General features: G+C 36.1%; 15 protein-coding genes. All 15 read right to left on the bottom strand.

Going from position 1 to position 20,584, the window contains the following annotated elements:
* Positions 1-22: 22 nt before the first annotated feature.
* A complete protein-coding gene (locus tag LDX58_RS13755; RefSeq protein ID WP_227937412.1) occupies positions 23-2,296 on the bottom strand; it encodes an arylsulfatase in 2,274 nt (757 codons plus the stop codon).
* Between the two features lie 345 nt (positions 2,297-2,641).
* Complete coding sequence (locus LDX58_RS13750) at positions 2,642-3,628, bottom strand: tripartite tricarboxylate transporter substrate binding protein (protein WP_227937411.1); 987 nt, start codon at positions 3,626-3,628, stop codon at positions 2,642-2,644.
* A 759-nt stretch (positions 3,629-4,387) separates the two neighbouring features.
* A complete protein-coding gene (locus LDX58_RS13745) occupies positions 4,388-5,662 on the bottom strand; it encodes a TRAP transporter large permease (protein ID WP_227937410.1) in 1,275 nt (424 codons plus the stop codon).
* Positions 5,663-5,677: 15 nt separating this feature from the next.
* Complete coding sequence (locus tag LDX58_RS13740) at positions 5,678-6,178, bottom strand: TRAP transporter small permease (RefSeq protein ID WP_227937409.1); 501 nt, start codon at positions 6,176-6,178, stop codon at positions 5,678-5,680.
* Between the two features lie 162 nt (positions 6,179-6,340).
* The gene (locus LDX58_RS13735) at positions 6,341-7,357 is read right to left on the bottom strand and encodes a TRAP transporter substrate-binding protein (RefSeq protein WP_227937408.1); all 1,017 of its coding nucleotides are present in this window, start codon (positions 7,355-7,357) and stop codon (positions 6,341-6,343) included.
* 283 nt (positions 7,358-7,640) lie between these two features.
* A complete protein-coding gene (locus LDX58_RS13730; RefSeq protein ID WP_227937530.1) occupies positions 7,641-8,045 on the bottom strand; it encodes an acyl-CoA thioesterase in 405 nt (134 codons plus the stop codon).
* 135 nt (positions 8,046-8,180) lie between these two features.
* Positions 8,181-8,960 (bottom strand): enoyl-CoA hydratase/isomerase family protein, encoded by a 780-nt coding sequence (locus tag LDX58_RS13725; protein ID WP_227937529.1) that lies wholly within the window; start codon positions 8,958-8,960, stop codon positions 8,181-8,183.
* A gap of 22 nt (positions 8,961-8,982) precedes the next feature.
* The gene (locus tag LDX58_RS13720; protein WP_227937407.1) at positions 8,983-9,840 is read right to left on the bottom strand and encodes a 3-hydroxyacyl-CoA dehydrogenase family protein; all 858 of its coding nucleotides are present in this window, start codon (positions 9,838-9,840) and stop codon (positions 8,983-8,985) included.
* A gap of 240 nt (positions 9,841-10,080) precedes the next feature.
* A complete protein-coding gene (locus LDX58_RS13715) occupies positions 10,081-12,285 on the bottom strand; it encodes a helix-turn-helix domain-containing protein (protein ID WP_227937406.1) in 2,205 nt (734 codons plus the stop codon).
* A 156-nt stretch (positions 12,286-12,441) separates the two neighbouring features.
* Entirely contained in the window at positions 12,442-14,016 is a 1,575-nt protein-coding gene (locus LDX58_RS13710; protein WP_227937405.1) for a long-chain-fatty-acid--CoA ligase, read from the bottom strand.
* Positions 14,017-14,033: 17 nt separating this feature from the next.
* Positions 14,034-15,218: an acetyl-CoA C-acetyltransferase gene (locus LDX58_RS13705; RefSeq protein WP_227937404.1), complete on the bottom strand. Its 1,185-nt coding sequence runs from the start codon at positions 15,216-15,218 to the stop codon at positions 14,034-14,036.
* Between the two features lie 313 nt (positions 15,219-15,531).
* Positions 15,532-16,806 (bottom strand): TRAP transporter large permease, encoded by a 1,275-nt coding sequence (locus LDX58_RS13700; protein WP_227937403.1) that lies wholly within the window; start codon positions 16,804-16,806, stop codon positions 15,532-15,534.
* 13 nt (positions 16,807-16,819) lie between these two features.
* Positions 16,820-17,311 (bottom strand): TRAP transporter small permease, encoded by a 492-nt coding sequence (locus LDX58_RS13695; protein ID WP_227937402.1) that lies wholly within the window; start codon positions 17,309-17,311, stop codon positions 16,820-16,822.
* Positions 17,312-17,331: 20 nt separating this feature from the next.
* Positions 17,332-18,342: a TRAP transporter substrate-binding protein gene (locus LDX58_RS13690; RefSeq protein ID WP_227937401.1), complete on the bottom strand. Its 1,011-nt coding sequence runs from the start codon at positions 18,340-18,342 to the stop codon at positions 17,332-17,334.
* A 521-nt stretch (positions 18,343-18,863) separates the two neighbouring features.
* Complete coding sequence (locus LDX58_RS13685; protein WP_227937400.1) at positions 18,864-20,465, bottom strand: Na+/H+ antiporter NhaC family protein; 1,602 nt, start codon at positions 20,463-20,465, stop codon at positions 18,864-18,866.
* Between the last annotated feature and the right edge of the window lie 119 nt (positions 20,466-20,584).

The raw sequence follows: 20,584 nt of genomic DNA, 5'->3' as shown, positions 1-20,584 counted from the left end.
ATGTAAGTTTGTTAGCTTTTATTTATTCCGTCATTAATTCTTCCTTTACAATCGCCTCTAGGTCTTCTTGGTAACCACCTAGTACGTATTTTACTTTTTGTAATTGTCCTTTAAATGTAAATGGTGCATCGTAGTCTGGGCTAACACTGTTCCCTCCATCTTTTCCTATGAAAAGTAATCCCTTTGAAAAACCGAGCGATGATAAGCGATACACTGATCCTTGACCCATTAATTGTTCATTTACAAACATTCTCCCTATACCTTCGTCTTCTCCCGTTTTAGTCAACAAAAACGTAATAGTAACCATTCCAATCGGTAATTCTCTAGTGGATTTAATAACAAATTGTTGTACATTTGAAAAATTGTAATGGAAGACTAAACGATTGTTTTGGATATATAAAGTGTATCCGCCTGAATTGTCACCATGCGCTAAAATAACACCGTCATCTTCTTTAGAAGAGCGCGCTATTTCCATCCGAATTTGAAATGATTTATTTCTTAAATCAGGTGCAAGTAGACCATTGAATACCGCCGAAGCTGTATAAAAAGTTCGGTGAACTGGCCCGTTCTGTTCTACTTGCTTATTCTTATTTGGTAATAGTTTTTCACTTAGCGTACGTCCATCTAGAGGAAAAACATCAAATTTTTCTGCTTCTAACCACCACTGTTCAATGAGTTCTTTTAATTTATCTGGATATTTAGCAGAAAGATTGTAGGATTCAGAAAAATCATTTTCTGCATCATACAGTTCCCATTCGTCATCTTCAAAAGAGATACCTTTCTTATGATGGGTAACTGCCTTCCAACCATCTTTCCAGATACCACGGTTTCCATCAATTTCAAAATGTTGTACTTGTTTTCGAGTTGGGTGTTCTGCATTGTCAAATGTATAAAGTAAGCTTGTTCCGTGAATTGGTTTTTGCCTGACTCCTTTATATATTTCCGGAGCTTCAGATCCAATTAATTCAAGAATCGTCGGTACAATATCAGTAACATGATGATATTGTGTGCGAATAGCACCTTCGTCTTGTACCCTTTCTGGATAATGAATAATAAGAGGACATCTAATGCCACCCGCGTGGGTAAATGTCTTATATAATTTCAATGGAGTATTCCCAGCCTGCGCCCAACCAGTCGGATAATGGCTATTCGCTTTCGGACCTCCAAGTTCATCTATTCGTGCCATTTTACTCTGAAATGTTTCGGGAACAGCATTGGATGTAGGGATCCAAGAATTTACCATCCCCTCATCACCACCCAAACCACACGCACCATTATCAGACAAGAAAACAATAACGGTGTTGTCCAGTTGTTCTATATCCTTTAAACATTGAATAAATCGTCCAATATGGAAATCCGTATGCTCTAGAAAACCAGCAAACACTTCTTGCATACGTGTAAACAACTGTTTTTCATCTTCCTTCAGTTCATTCCATTGTTTGACACCTGGGTTTCTAGATGGCAATTGAGCATTTTCAGGAATAATCCCTAGTTCTTTTTGTCTCGCAAACCAATCTTCTCGTACCTCATCCCAACCTTTATCATATTTACCTTTATACTTATCGATAAATTCCAATGGTGCCTGGTGGGGTGCATGTGGTGCAGCATACGATAGATAACAAAAAAATGGTTTCTCAGCAGCTTCTGATTTTTGTGCACGAATATATTCAATTGCTTTATCTGTTAAATCTTCTGTTAAGTGATATCCTTCCTCAGCACTCTTCGGCTGTGAAACCCTCTGGTTCCCTTCCACTAATTCAGGGTGGAACTGACTTGTTGCTCCCCTTAAAAATCCGTAATATTGTTCAAACCCTCGCCCAAGTGGCCAGCCATCAAAAGGACCAGTGTGTTTTTGTTCTTTCCCAGGAGTAAGATGCCATTTTCCTACCGCAAATGTATTGTATCCTTCTTCTAAAAGCATCTCACTAAGCATGGCTGTATCTTTTCTTACTTTCCCTCGGCAGTTTGGAAAGCCACTGTCATATTCCGATACGAATGACATACCAGTTGAATGCGGATTACGCCCAGTCAATAATGAAGCCCTCGTTGGAGAACACATTGCCGTAGTGTGAAAATTATTATATCGAAGTCCATTTTCCGCTAACTTATCAATATTTGGAGTTGAAATATCAGACCCGTAACAGCCTAATTGAGCAAACCCTAGATCATCCAGCATTATGACGACAATATTCGGCGCATCTTTTTTATAATTTTCTGGGTTGGGCCACCAAGGGATAGAGTCATCAACCGTTCTTCCAATTACACCTTGAAAATTCCCTTCATTTGTTTGATTCATATTAATCAACCCCTTCTGCTTATAAACAATTTTATCGACTCTCTACCATTCACTATTTTTTATTACCATAAAACTCCTGATAGTTGATTATAGAGGTTATTCAAAACGGTAATCTTTTTCGAGGCCGCTTGAAAAAGGTACGGTTTTCACCTTTTTTCAGTGGTCTTTAAGCAATGAGCGGAACCGTTGCTTTGTCTTAAGCCTGCTATGAGTGGGTTTCTCGTAGCTGGCGCGCAACGTGTGGAGCCATTGCTACTTCCTCGAATCTGCTAAAAGGGACTTTTTCAGCAGCCTCATCTTTTTCACCTTTTTTGAATAACCTCGTATAAATAAATTCATTAACAATTATTCTTTGTTATTCTCTATAACTTCCTTATTAGAAAGGTATTCTTCTTCTATTATTCGCTTCGTTTTCTCTGCATTTTGGTAAATAGGTGGCAACCCAATCTTTTCAAATTCTTCTTGTATACTTTTGTCTTCCATGATGTTTCTAACTGCTTCATCAATTGTGTCACGAATCTCATTCGGAAGTTCTTTTGGCCCAAATAAAGTAAAACCAATTTGCAGATTGATATCGTATCCTTTTTCGTTTGCAGTTGGAATATCAGGTAGACTGTCAAACTTTTTTTGTCCAAAGTTCATTAAAATTTTTAATTCTCCACTTTCAGCAAAGGGAATAAGACTATCTTCATTAATCGCAACGGCCTCAACATCCTTTGCTAATAAAGCTGTCCGGGTCGGAGTTCCACCCTGGAAAGGAACTTTTTTCATATCAATCCCTGTTTCTTCGGCTAGACTTTTCATAGCAATTTCTCCAATTGATCCAGCACCAGGCATGCCATAACTAAATTTACCAGGGTTATTTTGTACGTCTTTTATAAATGATTCAATATTATCCCAAGGAGCATCTTTATGAACAGCAAGAAAGAAATCAACTGAACCAACTTGGCTAATTGGTACAGCCGCATTATAATCATAAGTTGTTTGACCATAATTGGGTTGCAACGTCAATGGACCGTTAGGACTGAATCCGATTGTATATCCGTTGGCATTGGCATTAATTAACTCTGTCATAGCAACAACACCTGAGCCACCTGGCTTATTTTCAACAACAACATCCACATCAAAATATTCACTTAATTCTCTTGCGAGGATCCGTGCTCCTGTATCTGTACCACCCCCAGGTTCATAACCAACAAGAATTTTTATCGTTTCATCCGGGAATTTCTCTCCACTATCTCCTGAACTTGAAACCTCACTATTTCCACATGCTGTTAAAATAAGGCTATAGACAACTACAAAAGCAAGAATTAACAGTTTCTTTCTAGTCATTTTAATCACTCATCCTTTGAAAGTTTTTTACTTACTTTACTTCTAGTTTATTATTCTCGTATTTCATAACATAAGCTTCTAGATCGAAATTAAAATAAGTTTACAATCGTATCCCTTTCTTTTGTTAACGCTTTCAAAATTAGCAATCTATTAAAAGAACTGTCTTTGCCGATCTTACTAATTTTATCTGTCATCTCACCTCCTCCCCAATTTATTTACTTTTACTCGTTTCGGATAAAAGTGAATACATTTTCACCAACAAACTAGCTTGTAAAAGTCAGAGGATTTTATTGATTTCAAATATAACACTTTTATTCTGATAATTTAGAAACTAAAAAGGAATACTTAAATTTCTCAGATTAACGTATTCCTTTTTAGGCAAAAGATTCAATGATCATAAATGTATTTAAGGTTTTGGTATGAATGTATTTCTATTTATGAATATTGCCTATCAACAGAGCCATTTGTGCCATATTTCAGAGCCACTAATAAGACCGAATCAATGCCAATAAGGAGTATTTACTATATAATAATGATTTGCTTTTAGCCAAGGGGTCTTGACACGGAGTCTCTGTGGTCATGGTTCTTGGCAACTAAGGGCAGCTAAGAGCTTGCCTGGCAAAAAAGCCTGACATAACCACTTCTCCGTGTAAAGACCGTTCACTATTTTGTTAAGAGGATCAAAAGTCCTGGCTCTATCAATGTCATAGGTGGCTCAATTCAATGGCTATACTCAATTTATCGAAATAAGGGAAAAAGTCATCCCATTAGATGTGGCAACCATAACGTAATAACAGGTACATAGGCTATGATTAGTAAGATAATGATTGCGACAGTTAGAAAAGGTAGTGTAGATCTTGCTAGTACTTCGAGCTTAACCTTTGTGATGGATGAGGCTATAAATAAAGCTGTTCCAACAGGTGGTGTAATTAACCCTATCGTTAAGTTAATCGCAATAATAATACCGAACTGGATTGGATCAATTCCATATGTTATTGCAACAGGCAGTAACACCGGCACCAATATAATAATAGCTGCGATACCTTCTAGTACCATTCCAATTAAGAGAAAAAGAATGATACAAATTAACAAAAATACGTAACGATTATCTGTAAATGAGATCATAGATTGTGCAATAGTTTGAGGAATCCGCTCAATAGATAGCACCCATCCAAAAATGGTAGCCATAGCAATAATAAATGTGACTATGGATGTATTAATTGCTGTATTTATAAAAATTTGCGGTAGGTCTTTTACTTTCAATTCACGGTAAATAAACGCTCCACTAATAAAAGCAAGAAAACAAGCTACAGCTGCTGACTCAGTCGCTGTAAACATCCCAGTGAGGATCCCAAAGACAATAATGACAGGAATCAATAGAGCTGGAAACACTTTCAAAAATGAATTCCAGATTTCTTTAATTGGGGCTCTCTGATGGATAGGAAACTTTTCCTTAGTTGAGATAACAGAGATTAAGATAAGAAAAGCTACCCCTAATAAAATTCCCGGAAAAACTCCACCAAGAAACATCTTCCCAATTGAAACTTCAGCTGTCACCGCATAAATAATAAATATAATACTAGGTGGGATGATCGGTCCAATTAAAGCTGATGAGACCGTTAATGCCGTGCTAAATTCCTTTTTGTATCCTTCCTTTTCCATTTCCGGAACCATGACCTTACTCATCATTGCTGTTTGCGCATTAGTAGAGCCCATAATTGAGGCTAAAAACATATTGGCTATGACATTTACATAGGCCAAGCCGCCTCTTAAATGACCAAAGAGAACTCTTGCAAATTGAATTAATCTTGTTGTAATCCCCCCGGAATTCATTAATTCCCCTACTAGTACAAACAAAGGAATCGCTAATAACCCATAATTTTGTATTCCATTTATCATTCTATGTGGTACAGAATTTAGTAAATTGATATTATCAAATGCGAAAATATAAACAGTTGTTGTTAGACCAATGACATAAGCAATCGGGATTCCAAATATAATGAAAAATATAAAAGCTGCGACAACGATGAACATATTCGAACTCCCTTCTTACCTCTTTTTCAACAAAAATCTTATGTTGTCTAAGGTGAAAACAGTAATCATAAACATCGAAAGAGGAAAAACAGAATAAGGAATCCATAAAGGGATCTTCAATGCTGATGATTTAGAATTGATGACATTTGATGATGTCAACCATTCATACCCAAAATATAAAAGTAAAAGAGAAAACAAGAGAATACTCACTTGAATGAAGATTTGTGTCACCTTGTAAAAAAAAGGTGGGAACTTATCTATAAGGAAAGTTACTGCCACCATCTCTCTTTTACGTACTCCTAAACTTGCTCCTAAGAATGTAACCCATACTAAAAGGATAAGGGCTAGTTCCTCTGTACCAACAATTGGCATTTGAAGAACGTAGCGAAAGAAAACATTAATAATCACGATGATGCTCATCAACCCAACGCTAAGCATCACAAGGTATTCAACCATTTTAACAAGAGTATTTAAAATTCGTTCTATTATATTTTTTTCTATTAAAGTACTCTTCATATTAAAATCCTCTCTTTTGAAATGAAAAAATTTGAAAAGTTGTTCAAAAACGTCACCACTCTCCGTTTTGAACAACTTCAAGTCAATAAGCAGTTTCTCCACCTTTTTTCAAGACGAACAGAAGCGAAATGAACAGTGGTACGTTTATACTTTACTCAATCATTATTTAGTGGCTTCTAAAGCTGCTTCTAGAAAGACTCTAATTTTGTCACTTTGACTAATATATTTCTCCTGGAATTCAGAACCCTTTTCAAAAATAAGGTCTTCTTCAGTAAACTCATGAAGCTCTCCACCTAATTCGATAAGTTTCTCACGGTTGTTTTCTTCTCTTTCAAGATTGATTGCTAGATTGTGTTCAATCGCTACTTCTAAAGCTTCTTTAAAAGCTTGCTGATCAGCTTCTGACATACTAGCCCAAGATTCTTCATTCACCATGATACCTACAGGAATTGCTTGTGGAATAGGAGTATAGTATTTCCCAATTTCATTAAGCGATTGAGCCAATGTAATTTCTAAATCATTCACGTAAGAATCGACTACCCCCGTTTGAAATGCCGTATACAATTCTGGCATTGGAATCGGGGTTGGACTAGCCCCTAAATAATTCCACCAGTCAATAATGACCGGGCTGGGTAATACTCGTACCGTAATTCCTTTTAAATCACTTAGTTGCGTAAATGGTTTATCCTTTGTTACTACATAATTCATTCCACCAAACCAGTAACCTAACCCATGAACATTATCTAAAGTCTCATAAAGTCCGAGTGCTTCATCAGTTGCAGCTACTGCAAAAGCATCATGATGATCATAGATCATATTAGGTAAATACCATGCAGAAAAATCATCTGAATGATTGGTTAATTCACCAACCGTTAACATCCCTATATCGATAGTCCCTGTTTGTAACTGTTGGAACATATCAGATTCATTCCCTAATACTGCCTGTGAGTAAATATCAAGTTCAACTCGACCATCTGTTCTTTCTGCTAATTCCTTTTGTAATACGAGCGCACTTTGATGAATGACATTAGAATCAGGTAACATATGTCCTACTTTTAAGACGAGCTTATCGTTCTCTGCTGTTTCATTATCAGCACTAGAGTTACTTGTGTTAGAACACCCTACCAGTAAAAGCATCAAAAGCAGTAATATAAAAATTAATAATTTCTTTTTAAACATCACTTACACCCCGTATAATAGTTTTAAAAAAAGTTTTGTATGATATCTAACTTTCAAAAGTTAGTTTTGCTCTCAACTTCGCAATTAACCCATTATTTTCCTCTCAATAATTGGAAGCGATTACATTTTTTTCGAAGTATGCTATAACATGAAAGTAGATTCGACATCTCTTACTAAAAGAATCCCCTCCTTTAGTAAACAGCGCTTTCGAATCATGTCAACTTCAGAGGGGATGACAGCTTTACTAATGGTTCTAGCTATACATAGATTATTCGGCTAATTCCTATATACCGACCATTACTGCTTGACTTACCTCATTTGGTATCGATTCCGCTTTTGGAATGTCTCTACTGAAATTCGTCCAAGCCCGTAATTCATAACCTTCTGCAACCTTTTTCCCTTTTCTTAAAAATTCATGTTCAATTGTAAAGACTTTATCTTTGAGTTCACTAATCTTGGAACAAATCGTGATATCATCATCAAAAAATAAGGGGATGTTAAAGTTACATTTTGCTTCTAGGATAGGAAAACCAATCTTATCTTCTACAAACAATTTTGCTGTGGAGAACCCTATCTGAGTAAAAAAATGATGAGTAGCTTGATCCATCCATTTATAGAAATTCGGATAAAAAACGATACCAGCTACATCAGTATCTCCCCAAGTTACTTTATACGTGTATTCAACCATCCTCATTATTGGCTTCACCCTAACTATTTCAATATTTATTAAAACTGTTTTAAGCTATAGCCAGATACTGGATGCTCTTTAATGACGAGAACTTTTCCAGCATTTTAGCTTTTCGGTAAAGTAAGTTCACCAGCGTTATTTCCCTACATAAACAGGTTTTCTCTTTTCAAGAAAAGCTTGCATTCCCTCTATCCGATCCTCTGTCGCAAATGTATTACTGTAGCAAGCACTTTCAAGTGTAAGTCCCATGCCTAAATCACTATTTGCCCCTGCTGTAACAGCTGTTTTTAACATTCGCATAGCAACAGTCGGTTTATTAGCTAGCTTCTCTGCCCATTCTTTAGCAGTTGCTACTAAAGCTTCCTCTGGTACAACCTTGTTAACGAGCTGAAATTCCAATGCTTTACTTGCGTCAAACATTTCACCGAAATAGAGGATTTCTTTTGCCTTTCCTTGCCCGACAATCTTCTGTAATCGTTGGGTTCCACCGCCACCTGGGATAATAGCTAAATTAATTTCAGGCATTGCAAACTTTACCTGCTCAGAACAAATTCGTAGGTCACACGCTAGTGCTAGTTCCAAACCACCTCCAAGCGCTATTCCATTAATCGCGGCAATTACTGGTTTTGATAAGTTCTCAATTTTTGAAAAGGCCGCACCTGATAATTTACTTAATTGCATCATTTCAACGATATCGAGATCAACCACTTGTTGGAGGTCAAGGCCTGCTACAAACGCTTTTTTCCCTCCACCCGTGATAATAACAGCTTTTACACTTTGACAATCTTCTAGTTCATCCATCAATTGATTTATTTCATTAAATACTTGTTTATTTAACGCATTCACTGGTGGACGATTGATTGTCACAGTCGCTACATGATTTTCAATTTGACAATCTATACATTCATAGCTCATCACTTTGCCTTCTTCCTTGATATTATTTGTCGTAGTCATAGAATCCAGCTCCCGTTTTCTTACCTAAACGTCCTGCGTTTACAAGTTGTTTAATTAATAATGGTGGTGCGAAGCGCGAATCATTAAATTCCTCTTTAAAATATTCCATCACATGCATGCCGATATCTACTCCAGCATAATCTTGTAAAGTAAATGGTCCCATCGGATAGTTCAAACCAAGAGTTACTGCTTTATCAATATCTTCAGCAGAAGCAACGCCTTCTTCTAAAAGTTTGATTGCTTCAATAAATTGTGGAATCATAATTCGGTTTACAATGAAGCCTGGTGTATCTTTTTTTACTTCAATCGCTTCCTTGTTCAATTGTTTCGAAAACGCTTTAAGTTCATTTACCGTATCATCGCTTGTTTTATACCCTCGTACAACTTCAACTAATTTCATAAGCTGAGCTGGATTAAAAAAGTGCAAGCCAGCTACTCGCTCCGGTCGCTTAGTTGCAGATGCAATGACTGTAATGGACATTGAAGACGTATTCGTAGCTAATATCGCATTTTCACGGACTATTTCATCTAATTGTGAGAACACTTCTTTTTTCAGATCCAAATCTTCTATTACGGCTTCAATAACTATATCCGCCTCTTTCATATCATTAAGATCTGTTGTTACTTTAATTCTTTCTAACGTTTCTAATTTTTGCTCTGCTGTCATCTTTCCTCTTGAAACACTCTTATCCATAAACGCTTCAATTCTCTTTAATCCATTTTCAAGATATTTATCTTCAATATCTCTTAGGATTACGTTAAACCCAGACATTGCAGCGATATTGGCAATGCCACTTCCCATTGAACCTGCACCAACTACTCCAACTGTCGTAATATTCATAATCAAATGCCTCCTAATAATCTAATAAAATATAATTCCCTTAATTGAATTATAGGAATATTAAAACAAAAAATACACCATCACCGTATAGGAAGATACCATCAAAAATTCGTCATATTTAAGGGGAGAATACTTAATCGATTTGTCGACCCACGCACAAAGTCTAAGTCACCCATCCGTTTATTATTTTCGCGTTAACAACAAAAAGCATGGAAAAATTCTCCACGCTTTAAATCAACTTTATGCATTTGAATAATATAAGTCATACAATTTATAGGCCAGCATGAAATTAAATCGATGTTCAGAATAATGAAGGTCTACTTCTAACAGACTCTCTATTTTTTCCAACCTGTATAGAAGAGAACTTCTATGAATAAAAAGTTCTTCTGAAGTTTCTTTAATGCTACCATTATGATAGAGGAAAATTCTTAACGTTTGAAATAAATCCATATTTTTACCTTTTGAATAATTAATTAATGGACCTAGATGCTTATTAACAAAAAGTGTTGAAGACGCGGAATCCCTCAAATCGTTCAAGAGCGTGTATGCACCCAATTCTTCAAAAAAGGCAAAGCCTAAATCTTTAAAGCGCTGGTTCACTACACTCAGTGTCTGCACACCTTGTTGATAACATGTATAATAATCTTCAAGCTTTTCGGTTTTTCCCCCAATCCCCATGAAAATGGTGCTTAATGCTTTTTCTCCTTTCATCCATTCTTTTAATTGCTGATACAATGTCGACCAATATACTTTAGGTTTCTTTTTTTCCTTTACAGTTGGCACGATTAATATATACTCTTCTTTATTGGTTGCTACGATCATATCTTGATCGAAAATGCGAATTTGTTTCTTTAAATGTTCCCACAATAGTGACTTTTTTGCTTCTTGTTCAAGAATATTACACTCTAGTGAATCTCTATCATCAAGTAAAATGGAAAGGACGACAACCCGGTGTTGATCAAATAAATCCCACTTAAATAAATTTGCATATTGAATAATACTTTCTTGATCCTTTATCTCTTCAACCAAAAGTTTATTGATAAAGCTATCTTTCACTTGTTCCTTTGTATCAAAAACTAGTTTTTGTTTCATAAATTGTAACGAGTAAATATTCAAAGACAAATCAATACCTAGTTTCAAAAAATCATCTATGTTCTCATTCCCCATCTCGATCACTAAATACCCTAATAAATCCCCTCCTCCATTTATTGGAAAAGTTTCTACGTTCATATTCTGTCTCGGTTCAAGCATAAACGGTAGCTCTCTATTTTTACGTTGGACAATCGCATATGTGGCATTTTCGAGAAAAGTCGGGAGATCTGCTTCATCTTTTTCCCACAAGTTATAAGCAATCGGCCTCATAAATCGATCAAATAAGACGACAGATTTTGTAAATAACGTACTTAATGTCTTTGTAATCCCCTCAAAGTGATCGGCCTCAACTGTTTCTTTTACAAGTGCATGTTGATAATCTAATAAAGAATGCAATCGATTTTTATGGTATTTTTCAATATTGTAGAGGCGTGCATTTTCAAGCATAGCTGCAACATGGTTAGAAAGTAACTCTAGAATCTCTAAGTCTTCTTCTATAAATACACCCTTGGTTTTATTTTCTACATGAAGGACACCAATTGTTTTTAATTCTAATACTAAAGGCACACTTAATTGATTTCCTCCCGTCGTTTCTAAAAAGGGGAAGTATTCTTTTAAAATATTATTATCATCGATCTCAATCCTTTTAGATTGACTCATTTCTCCATAACAAGGCGGTTGATAAATAAAACAATTTTCCTGTTCGTTATATAAGTAGATACATGCCACTTTTGAGTTTGTACCTTTTCCCGCTCTTTCTACAATTTTTTCTACTACCTTTTCAATAGATGAATTTAGAGATATATTTTCACTGATCCATTTAGCACCTTGTATTTGCTTTTTTTGAACTTCTTTCCTTTTCGCCAAACTAATAGCAACTGCGACATCTTTACCAAATTCTACAAAAAGAGGTTCCATTTCTTTTAATAGTGCTACTGAATTCATAAATCCAATGATGCAAAAACCATAGCTATTTCTCTCTTCTTTTATCGGAACCGTAAACCATGTACTCATTATTTCTTTTTTTAATAAATGGGACAATTCGCAACTTTCATTTCGCTTGATTTCTTCATAGGTTAAAGCTCTTGTTAGAATTTCGCTTGAACAGTTATTAATATATAATGGGAATTTCGAAAAAAATGAAACGGAGGCACCGCTCGTTACTCCTGGAACTAAATTTTCTCCATCTTTAAGAATAATTCCCACAAAATCACAGGCAAGTTCTGAACGAAAAGAGTCAATTAAGTATTGAAGTGTTTCTTCTTCCGTATCAAACTTAACAAGTTGACGAGCGGTCATGCGCAAGTGATTCTCAACTCTTTTTATTAACTCATCACGCTTTTTTATCTCCATATCTGATTAATCTCCCTTCCTTTTTAATCCTTAATCACATTCGTTTTTATCAGTTTAACAGATTACTATAATACAAACGAAACAATCTTAATTCATATTCTGAATTAAGATTGTTTCGTTAACTTTATATTAAGATAAGCGCTTTCATAAAAATGGTTATCTTGTAGTGATTCTCTTTGCTAACTGTTCCTTAAGTAAAACCTTTTTAATTTTCCCTGAAGGTGTCATTGGAAATTCTTCTACAAAAACAATTTTGTCAGGAATTTTATAGTCTGCAATCTTATTTTTTATAAAATTCATCATTTCCTCTTCTGAAACATCTCTTCCGGCTCTTAGACGTATACAAGCACAAGATATTTCTCCTAACACTGAATCAGATAACCCTACAATCGCTACTTCCGATACATCAGAATGGGAATAAAAATGCTCTTCAATTTCACGTGGATAAATATTGTACCCTCCACGAATAATCATTTCTTTTTTTCTTCCCACGATTCGAACATATCCATCTTCATCAATAGTTGCTAAGTCACCTGAATAATACCAACCATTTTCATCAACTGCCTCTGCAGTTTTTTCTGGCATATTAAAATAACCTTTCATTAAGCCGAAACTTTTACAAGCTAACTCTCCTATTTCACCAACCTCTAATTCTTCTCTTTCTTCATTAACAATTTTAATTTCAACACCAGGAAGTGGTTTTCCAACCGTTTCTGATCTAATCCTTTCGCTATCATCAAAACTAGTTACAGTCAAAACAGGAGAAGTCTCTGTCATACCATAAGCTACAAGAACATTACAATTCATTTCTGTTCTAACTCTTTGTACAATTTCTACTGGACAAGCGGCAGCAGCCATTTCCCCTGTTCTTAGGGAAGATAGGTCATAAGACAAAAACTTAGGATGATTTAACTCAAGGATAAACATCGTTGGTACACCAGGATGTACAGTTACTTTTTCCTTTTCTATTAACGACAATGCTTTTTCTGGCTTATACTTTTCCATCAACACAATTTTTCCTTCTGATGCGACGGCGCGAAAGATAAAATTGATTCCCATCACATGAAATATCGGGGTTGGCATTAGAAACACATCTTCAGGAGTACATCTCATCCACTCACCCGCAGCTACTGCTGTATGAACAACATTTTTGTGAGTTAACATCGCCCCTTTTGGATTACCAGTTGTACCAGAGGTATACAAAATAGCATAAATATCTTCTTCTACATCGATTTTATTAACATTAAATGTAATTGATTTACCTGTCTCTACTAAGTTAGTATAACTAACAGCACGGTCAGCTTTAAAACGAACCGTAATAAGGTATTCAAGTGTCTGTAATTCATTGCTTAATTCCATATATTGTTGATAATGATCAACATTATCAACATTCTCTGAAAAAAATATTGCCTTAGCACCTGAATTTCTTAAAATATATTCCACTTCGCCTTTACGGAAACGTGTATTAAAAGGGATCAAAACGGCCCCAATTTTTGCTAAAGCAAAGTAAATTACAATTGTTTCATGCCAGTTTGGTAAGCTTACAGCGACACGGTCGCCCTTTTCAATTCCTAGTTTTGATAGTCCTGAAGCTAGATAACTAGCTTCAGTGTCTAACTCACGATATGTCATCCTATTTCTTTCATCTACAATTACTTCTTTATTTGGGTTTAAAGATGAGGCTTTTTCTAGCAGTTGATTTACTGACATATTATATCGAGTTTGAGTCATTATGATCCTCCTTCACATTATAACCGTTCCCAAATAGCTGCTATTCCTTGGCCACCGCCTATACAAACCGCTGAAGCGCCGTATCTTTTATTCCTTAATTGCAATTCATAAATTAAACTGAGTGATATTCTCGCTCCACTAGCGCCTAACGGATGACCTAAAGCAACTGCTCCTCCATTTACATTTCCAATTTCCGGGTCAAAGCCTAACTCTTTTTGACAAGCTAAATATTGAGCTGCGAAAGCTTCATTAATCTCAATTAAATCTAAGTCTTCAAGCTTTAAGTTTGCCTTTTTTAAAGCATCCTTAATGGCAGGGACTGGACCAATTCCCATAAGTGTTGGCTCTACACCTACAACACTCCAGGATACTAATCTTGCTAATGGCTTTAATCCTTTTTTTTCTGCATATTGTGATGATGCTAATACTAACGTTGCAGCTCCATCATTGATTCCACTAGCATTTCCCGGCGTAACAACACCATTTTCCTTAAACCTCGGTTTTAATTTCAATAAATCTTCTAATTCTGTTTTTCTTGGTTTTTCATCTTGACTGATTACTTTTTCGCCTTTATAAGTTTGCACGGTTACAGGTGCAATTTCTTTTGCCATTCTCCCAGATTCAATTGCCTTGATAGCTCGATCATTGCTTGCTTTTGCAAATAAATCGACTTCTTCTTTTGATAATTCGTATTTTTCAGCTAGGTTCTCCGCTGTTATCGCCATTGTACAATCACCAAATGGATCATATAATGCTTCCCATAAGAAATCGACCACCTTTGGTACTTCCCCTAAACGTGTCCCCCATCTAGCTCCTTGTAACAAAAATGGAATTTGACTCATATTTTCCGTACCACCAGCCAGTGCGACTTGTGTGTCTCCAATTAAAATATTCTTGGCTGCAATGGTAATGGCTTCTAATCCGGATCCACACAAACGATTAACCGTTAACCCAGGAACATGCTTAGGAAGTCCAGATTTCAATCCGATATGTCTTCCAACAAACACAGCATCTGTACTCGATTGCTGGACATTGCCTATTACAACTTCATTAATATCCTGAACATCAATTTTCGACCTTGAAATTGCTTCCTTTGCGCTACATACTCCAAGTTCAATTGCTGAAACATCTTTAAAAGCTCCTCCAAAATTGCCAAAAGGGGTTCTAGCTCCCTCAACTACAACTACATCATTATTTTTCATGTTTTCACTCCTCTTTTATTAAAAGATAAATAGATCAATCATTTTTCATACTTGAATTATAATCGTTTTTTTTTCTTTTAATTATCTATTCAGTGTAGGAATATGGATAGTATCCTTCCTACAGTATGTAGGTCATACTTCATAATCATTTTTGTCATTTAGAGAATACTTCCAAACTAAAAACAATAAAAAAAGAAGTGACCGCACAAATAAATAAAATGTGGTCACTTCATGTTTTACTAGTATTATCTTACACTATTAGAGCCCATAGATTGTTCTCTATTGTATACATCACTTTTTCTAAGATTCAGGATTACATTGCCAAATTCGGAATCCATAATACGATCTGTGGAAAAACAGTAATGATAATTAAAACGACAAACGATACAACTAAAAAAGGAAAAATTGATCTTGTTAACTGTTCTATTTTCACTTGTCCGATCGAAGAAGCTATGAATAGGCCAGCCCCCACCGGTGGAGTTAACAAACCAATTGTTAAATTGATACATATAATAATCCCAAAATGGACCGGATCAATTCCATAAGTAGTGATCATAGGCAAATAAATCGGCACTAGTATAATAAGAGCTGCAATCCCGTCAATGACCGTTCCTATTAATAATAATAAGAGATTTGTGATTAATAGAAAGATTAATGGACTTTCTGTTATTCCAGTCATCGTTTTTGCAAGCATCTGCGGGATGCCTTCAAATGTTAACACCCAACCAAATATATTCGCCATCGCTATAAGCAACGTCACTGTAGCGGTTGTCATTGCTGTATTTACTAAGATATCAGGTATGTTTTTGATTTTAAGATCTTTATAGAAGAAGTATCCTACAATAATCCCGACCAAACACGCAATTGCGGCTGATTCAGTTGGAGTAAACACACCACTTATAATCCCTACAATAATGATTGCCGGAACAAGTAAAGCTGGGATGATTTTAAAACTAGCTTCAAAAACATGTTTCAAAGGCTCTTTCTCTGAACGTGGGAACTGATAACGATACCCCAAATACATGATAACTAGTATAAAGGAACCACCTAATAAGATACCAGGCATGATTCCTGCAAGAAACATCGTACCTATTGACGTTCCAGATTGAACACCATAGATAATAAATAACATACTTGGCGGAATAATAGGCCCGAGTAGTGCAGCTGCAGATGTCGTTGCGGCTGCAAAAGAGCGCTTATATCCTTCCTCTTCCATGGCTGGAACCATAACTTTACTCATCATCGCAATTTGCGCTGTCGCTGAACCAATGATAGACGCTAAAAACATATTAGCGACAACATTGACATAAGCTAGACCGGCCCGATAATGCCCAAATAATACTTTAGCAAAACGAACTAGTCGTTTAGTAATTCCGCCAGAGTTCATTAATTCACCAGCAAGCATGAATAAAGGTATCGCTAACAATCCATAACTTGCTAAACCTGAAAATAATCTCTGTGGGACCGTATGCAAAAGTCCTAAACTACCACTAATCACGATATAGGAAACACTCGTTATTCCTAACACAATCGCTATCGGTATCCGTAATAATAATAGAATGATAAACACAAGTAACGCAGTTAACATTGTAACCCCCCCTTTATGAAGTTTCCTTAAGACTTAGTAAAAATAAATGAATCGAATGTATACTCATAAAGAAGAAGCCTAAAGGAACACTTAAATAAGGGTAAATCATTGGAATTTGCATAGAAGTCGATTTCTGTAATGAGATATTTGGTGAACTCAGCCATATATATGAATAATAGACGATAAATAAACAAAAAATGATTACAATTAAAAAGCCAATACTAGCGACAATTTTTTTAAACTTATTGTTTAATTTATCTACTAAAATCGTAACGGCAGCGGTTTCCTGCCGTTTAATACTCATACTTCCGCCTAAAAACGTCAACCAAACTAAAGTAAAAATCGCAAACTCGTCACTCCAAAATAAGGGGCTATTTAAGTAATAACGGAAAAATACACCTGCTGTAAGTGATACAAACATCGCAATAATTAAGATCATTACTATCGACTTTTCAATTTTGAAAACGTAATCACTTATTTTTCCGAATATATTGGTTAAAGTCACTTCTATGCCCCCCTATACGTTTATTGATTGTTTTCAATAAATGTTTGAATTAGCTCATTGCTGCTGTACTTTGAATAAATGTCTTCTTGAACGGATTTAAAAGAGGCCGTGTCGAATTCATCGACGATATTTAATCCTCCTTGTTGCAACAACTCTAAATTATCTTTTTCTCGTTGAATCGCATCTGCAACTCCCCAATCTACTGCAGCCTTCATTGCTTCTTTCACAATTACTTGGTCCTCAGGAGACAGTGAGTCAAGCACCTTTTGGCTCATGATAACGACTGCTGGGAATGCCATATGCTTCGTCAATGTTAAATCGTTTGAAATTTCTTGTAAGTTTAAAGAAACAAGCGCATCTAAATCAATATCAATCCCATCAATTACACCCGTTTGTAACGAAGAGTATACTTCCCCAAGTGGCATTGGAGTAGGACTAACCCCTAAACTTGACCAAAATTCTTGCATAACAGGATTACCAATGATACGCAGTTTTTTACCTTGTAAATCTTCTTGAGATTGTATCGCACCGTCTTTCATTAATACATGTCGTTCTCCAGCAAAACTAAAATCTAACCCAACTAATCCTTGTGCTTCAAGTTCTTCTAACATTTTTCCTACTTCTTCAGAGTCTCTAGCTTGACTTGCAGCTTCTAAATCTTCGAAAAGAAACGGCATAAACCAAGCATTTAATGATTCAGATCTTGTACTCATATAAGCATTTGTTATAAATCCAAAGTCTAACGTACCAATTTCCATTTGTTGAACCATATCTGCCTCAGATCCAAGTTGTTCACTAGGAAAAACTTCCGCACTCATTCGTCCATCCGAACGAGCTTGAAGTTCTTCATTGAACTTTTCAGCTGTTACTGTCCAACCATGTGAAGGTGGCGTTACTAACGATACTCTAAAATTGTACGTTTGTTCACCATCTGTTTCACTTATATCAGTGCTTTCATTTCCTCCACATGCAGCAAGAATTGTTATAAAAACAAAAGATAGTATCATTACAATTACGTTTCTTTTTCTCATCATAATCCCCCATTTGTATAGTTTAATAGTTATACTACCTATTTGATAGAAACAATTGTAGGCTATTTATGAGCCTATTCTTACATCCCTTTAGGAACCGCTTTCATTCCACCCTCCCTTGATCTACTTTTTTTCGAACTAGTGAAACTTGTTCCTTAATATGATAATATTCAAAATTACTTAACTTGTCAATATCATTTCACAATTTGAAGAATTTTGTCGAACAACCCCGAACTGTCTGATTTCACTAGTAATGCTTTCTCACTGTTGAAAAATTCGCTTTTTGAACAAGCTCGAAGCAATGAGCGAAGCCACTGCAATGTTTTAAGTCGATCCGAGTGGTTTTTCGGATAGACGCGCAGTGAGTGAAGCCATTGCAAGTCTTATAGAGTACCTTTTGAACTCGCTCTTTTATCTGAAATAAAAATTTACATTAACCCTCATCAGTAATCGCTAAAATGCATCCTTCTCATATGAAAAAGCGCTAGAATCCTTTTTTCTAGCGCTTTTCATCTTCATTCTTATGCTTTTTCTTGAGATACTCGTTTTAACACAATCACCGTTATGACTAACAAAGCGAACGCAACGATTAAGCTAAATCCTACACTTGTCGTCACTCCTAAAACAAGATATGAAATAATGGTAATTCCCGCTGCAAGCAATGCATAAGGAAGCTGTGTGACAACGTGATCAATGTGATGACTTCCCGCACCAGTTGATGATAATATCGTGGTGTCTGAAATCGGAGAACAGTGATCACCAAAAATCGAACCAGCAAGAACCGCCGCCATCATGGGTAGGATCATCGTAATATCAATTACCGCCGCCATTTCACCTGCGATTGGCAGCAATAGCGCAAAGGTTCCCCATGAAGTTCCTGTTGAAAAAGCTGCAAATCCAGCAATCACAAATAAAATAACAGGTAAGAACATCGGATTTATATTAGATCTCTCGACAATTGAAGCTAAATAGGCTCCTGTTTCTAAGTCTCCAATGATGGAAGTGAGTGTCCAAGCAAAGAATAAAATATAAATAGCAGGAAGCATTGATTTCATACCGATCACTAGTGATACAACTAAACCTGTTTCAGATTTTGGTTTCATGACATTTACGAATAGGGCAATTGCTAAACCGAAAAGTCCACCATATACAAGGGCTGCTGCAACATCTGTATTTTCAAAAATAGTTAAAATTGAGACGTCGCCTTCTGACGCTTGAATTCCAGTTAAAATCATAAAGAAAACTGTACCAACAATTAAAGCAACAATTGGCCATACAAGATCGCCAACGTTTCCTTTATCGTTTGCTTTAATATCATCTTGAGCACCAGGAATCGGACCTAACGCAGGATTGAATAATTCGCCCGTTTCACGAGCACGCGTTTCATGCTTCTTCATAGGTCCAATATCTAAGTTAAACCAAGCTACCGCTAACACTAAGCCAATGGCAACCAATGCATAAATATTCATTGGTACCATAAGCATAAACGCTTGTAACGCTTCGTATTCTGTCACTGAGTGCGTGGCAAAAATCCCAGCAATAATCGCAATAATATAAGCTCCCCAGCTAGAAATCGGGGCAATGACACACATTGGTGCCGATGTTGAATCGACTAAATAAGCTAGTTTTGCCCGAGAAATGCTATGCCGATCTGTTAGCGGTCGGCTAACATTCCCAACCGTTAAGCTGTTAAAATAATCATCAATGAAAAGAATGATCCCAAGTACAACCGTTAACAACTGAGCACCAACTCGTGTTTTTACATGTGTCATTGCCCACTCACCAAAGGCCCTGCTTCCACCAGAACGCGTGATCAGCGCAGCCATCATGCCTAATAATAAAAGGAAAAGAACGATGAAAAATTCCCACGTATTAATCGCAAAACGCTGATCAATGATTGCACGTGTGACCGTTCCAAATGTTACGACTTCCACTTCAAAATCAAAGACAATACCCATGACAATTGCATAGATGTTCGCTACTGCTGCAAGTGGGTTAAATTGATTTAATAATAATGCTCCAACAATAGCACCAAGTCCCAATGATAACAGGACTCGTCTTGTGAAAATAACCATGACTAGCGCTAAAATTGGAGGCAATAAAGATATAATAGATGATTCCAAATGACTCAACCCCTTAAAAAATATGGTATAAAATAGGAACTACTCCATAACATTCACTACAATTTGGAATTTTTCGATCCACAAAAAAAGACAATAATGGTTACCCACTATCGCCTATT

This window comes from Alkalihalobacillus deserti (genome assembly GCF_020734105.1).
GTDB lineage: Bacteria > Bacillota > Bacilli > Bacillales > Bacillaceae_D > Halalkalibacter > Halalkalibacter deserti.
The sequence above is the reverse complement of the archived record's forward strand: the minus strand, read 5'-3'. Positions and strand labels throughout refer to the sequence as shown.

Bases quoted from the DNA above. Each gene is read 5' to 3' on its own strand.
- LDX58_RS13755 (WP_227937412.1), bottom strand. From the start codon at position 2,296: ATGAATCAAACAAATGAAGGGAATTTTCAAGGTGTAATTGGAAGAACG.
- LDX58_RS13750 (WP_227937411.1), bottom strand. From the start codon at position 3,628: ATGACTAGAAAGAAACTGTTAATTCTTGCTTTTGTAGTTGTCTATAGC.
- LDX58_RS13745 (WP_227937410.1), bottom strand. From the start codon at position 5,662: ATGTTCATCGTTGTCGCAGCTTTTATATTTTTCATTATATTTGGAATC.
- LDX58_RS13740 (WP_227937409.1), bottom strand. From the start codon at position 6,178: ATGAAGAGTACTTTAATAGAAAAAAATATAATAGAACGAATTTTAAAT.
- LDX58_RS13735 (WP_227937408.1), bottom strand. From the start codon at position 7,357: ATGTTTAAAAAGAAATTATTAATTTTTATATTACTGCTTTTGATGCTT.
- LDX58_RS13730 (WP_227937530.1), bottom strand. From the start codon at position 8,045: ATGGTTGAATACACGTATAAAGTAACTTGGGGAGATACTGATGTAGCT.
- LDX58_RS13725 (WP_227937529.1), bottom strand. From the start codon at position 8,960: ATGAGCTATGAATGTATAGATTGTCAAATTGAAAATCATGTAGCGACT.
- LDX58_RS13720 (WP_227937407.1), bottom strand. From the start codon at position 9,840: ATGAATATTACGACAGTTGGAGTAGTTGGTGCAGGTTCAATGGGAAGT.
- LDX58_RS13715 (WP_227937406.1), bottom strand. From the start codon at position 12,285: ATGGAGATAAAAAAGCGTGATGAGTTAATAAAAAGAGTTGAGAATCAC.
- LDX58_RS13710 (WP_227937405.1), bottom strand. From the start codon at position 14,016: ATGACTCAAACTCGATATAATATGTCAGTAAATCAACTGCTAGAAAAA.
- LDX58_RS13705 (WP_227937404.1), bottom strand. From the start codon at position 15,218: ATGAAAAATAATGATGTAGTTGTAGTTGAGGGAGCTAGAACCCCTTTT.
- LDX58_RS13700 (WP_227937403.1), bottom strand. From the start codon at position 16,806: ATGTTAACTGCGTTACTTGTGTTTATCATTCTATTATTATTACGGATA.
- LDX58_RS13690 (WP_227937401.1), bottom strand. From the start codon at position 18,342: ATGAGAAAAAGAAACGTAATTGTAATGATACTATCTTTTGTTTTTATA.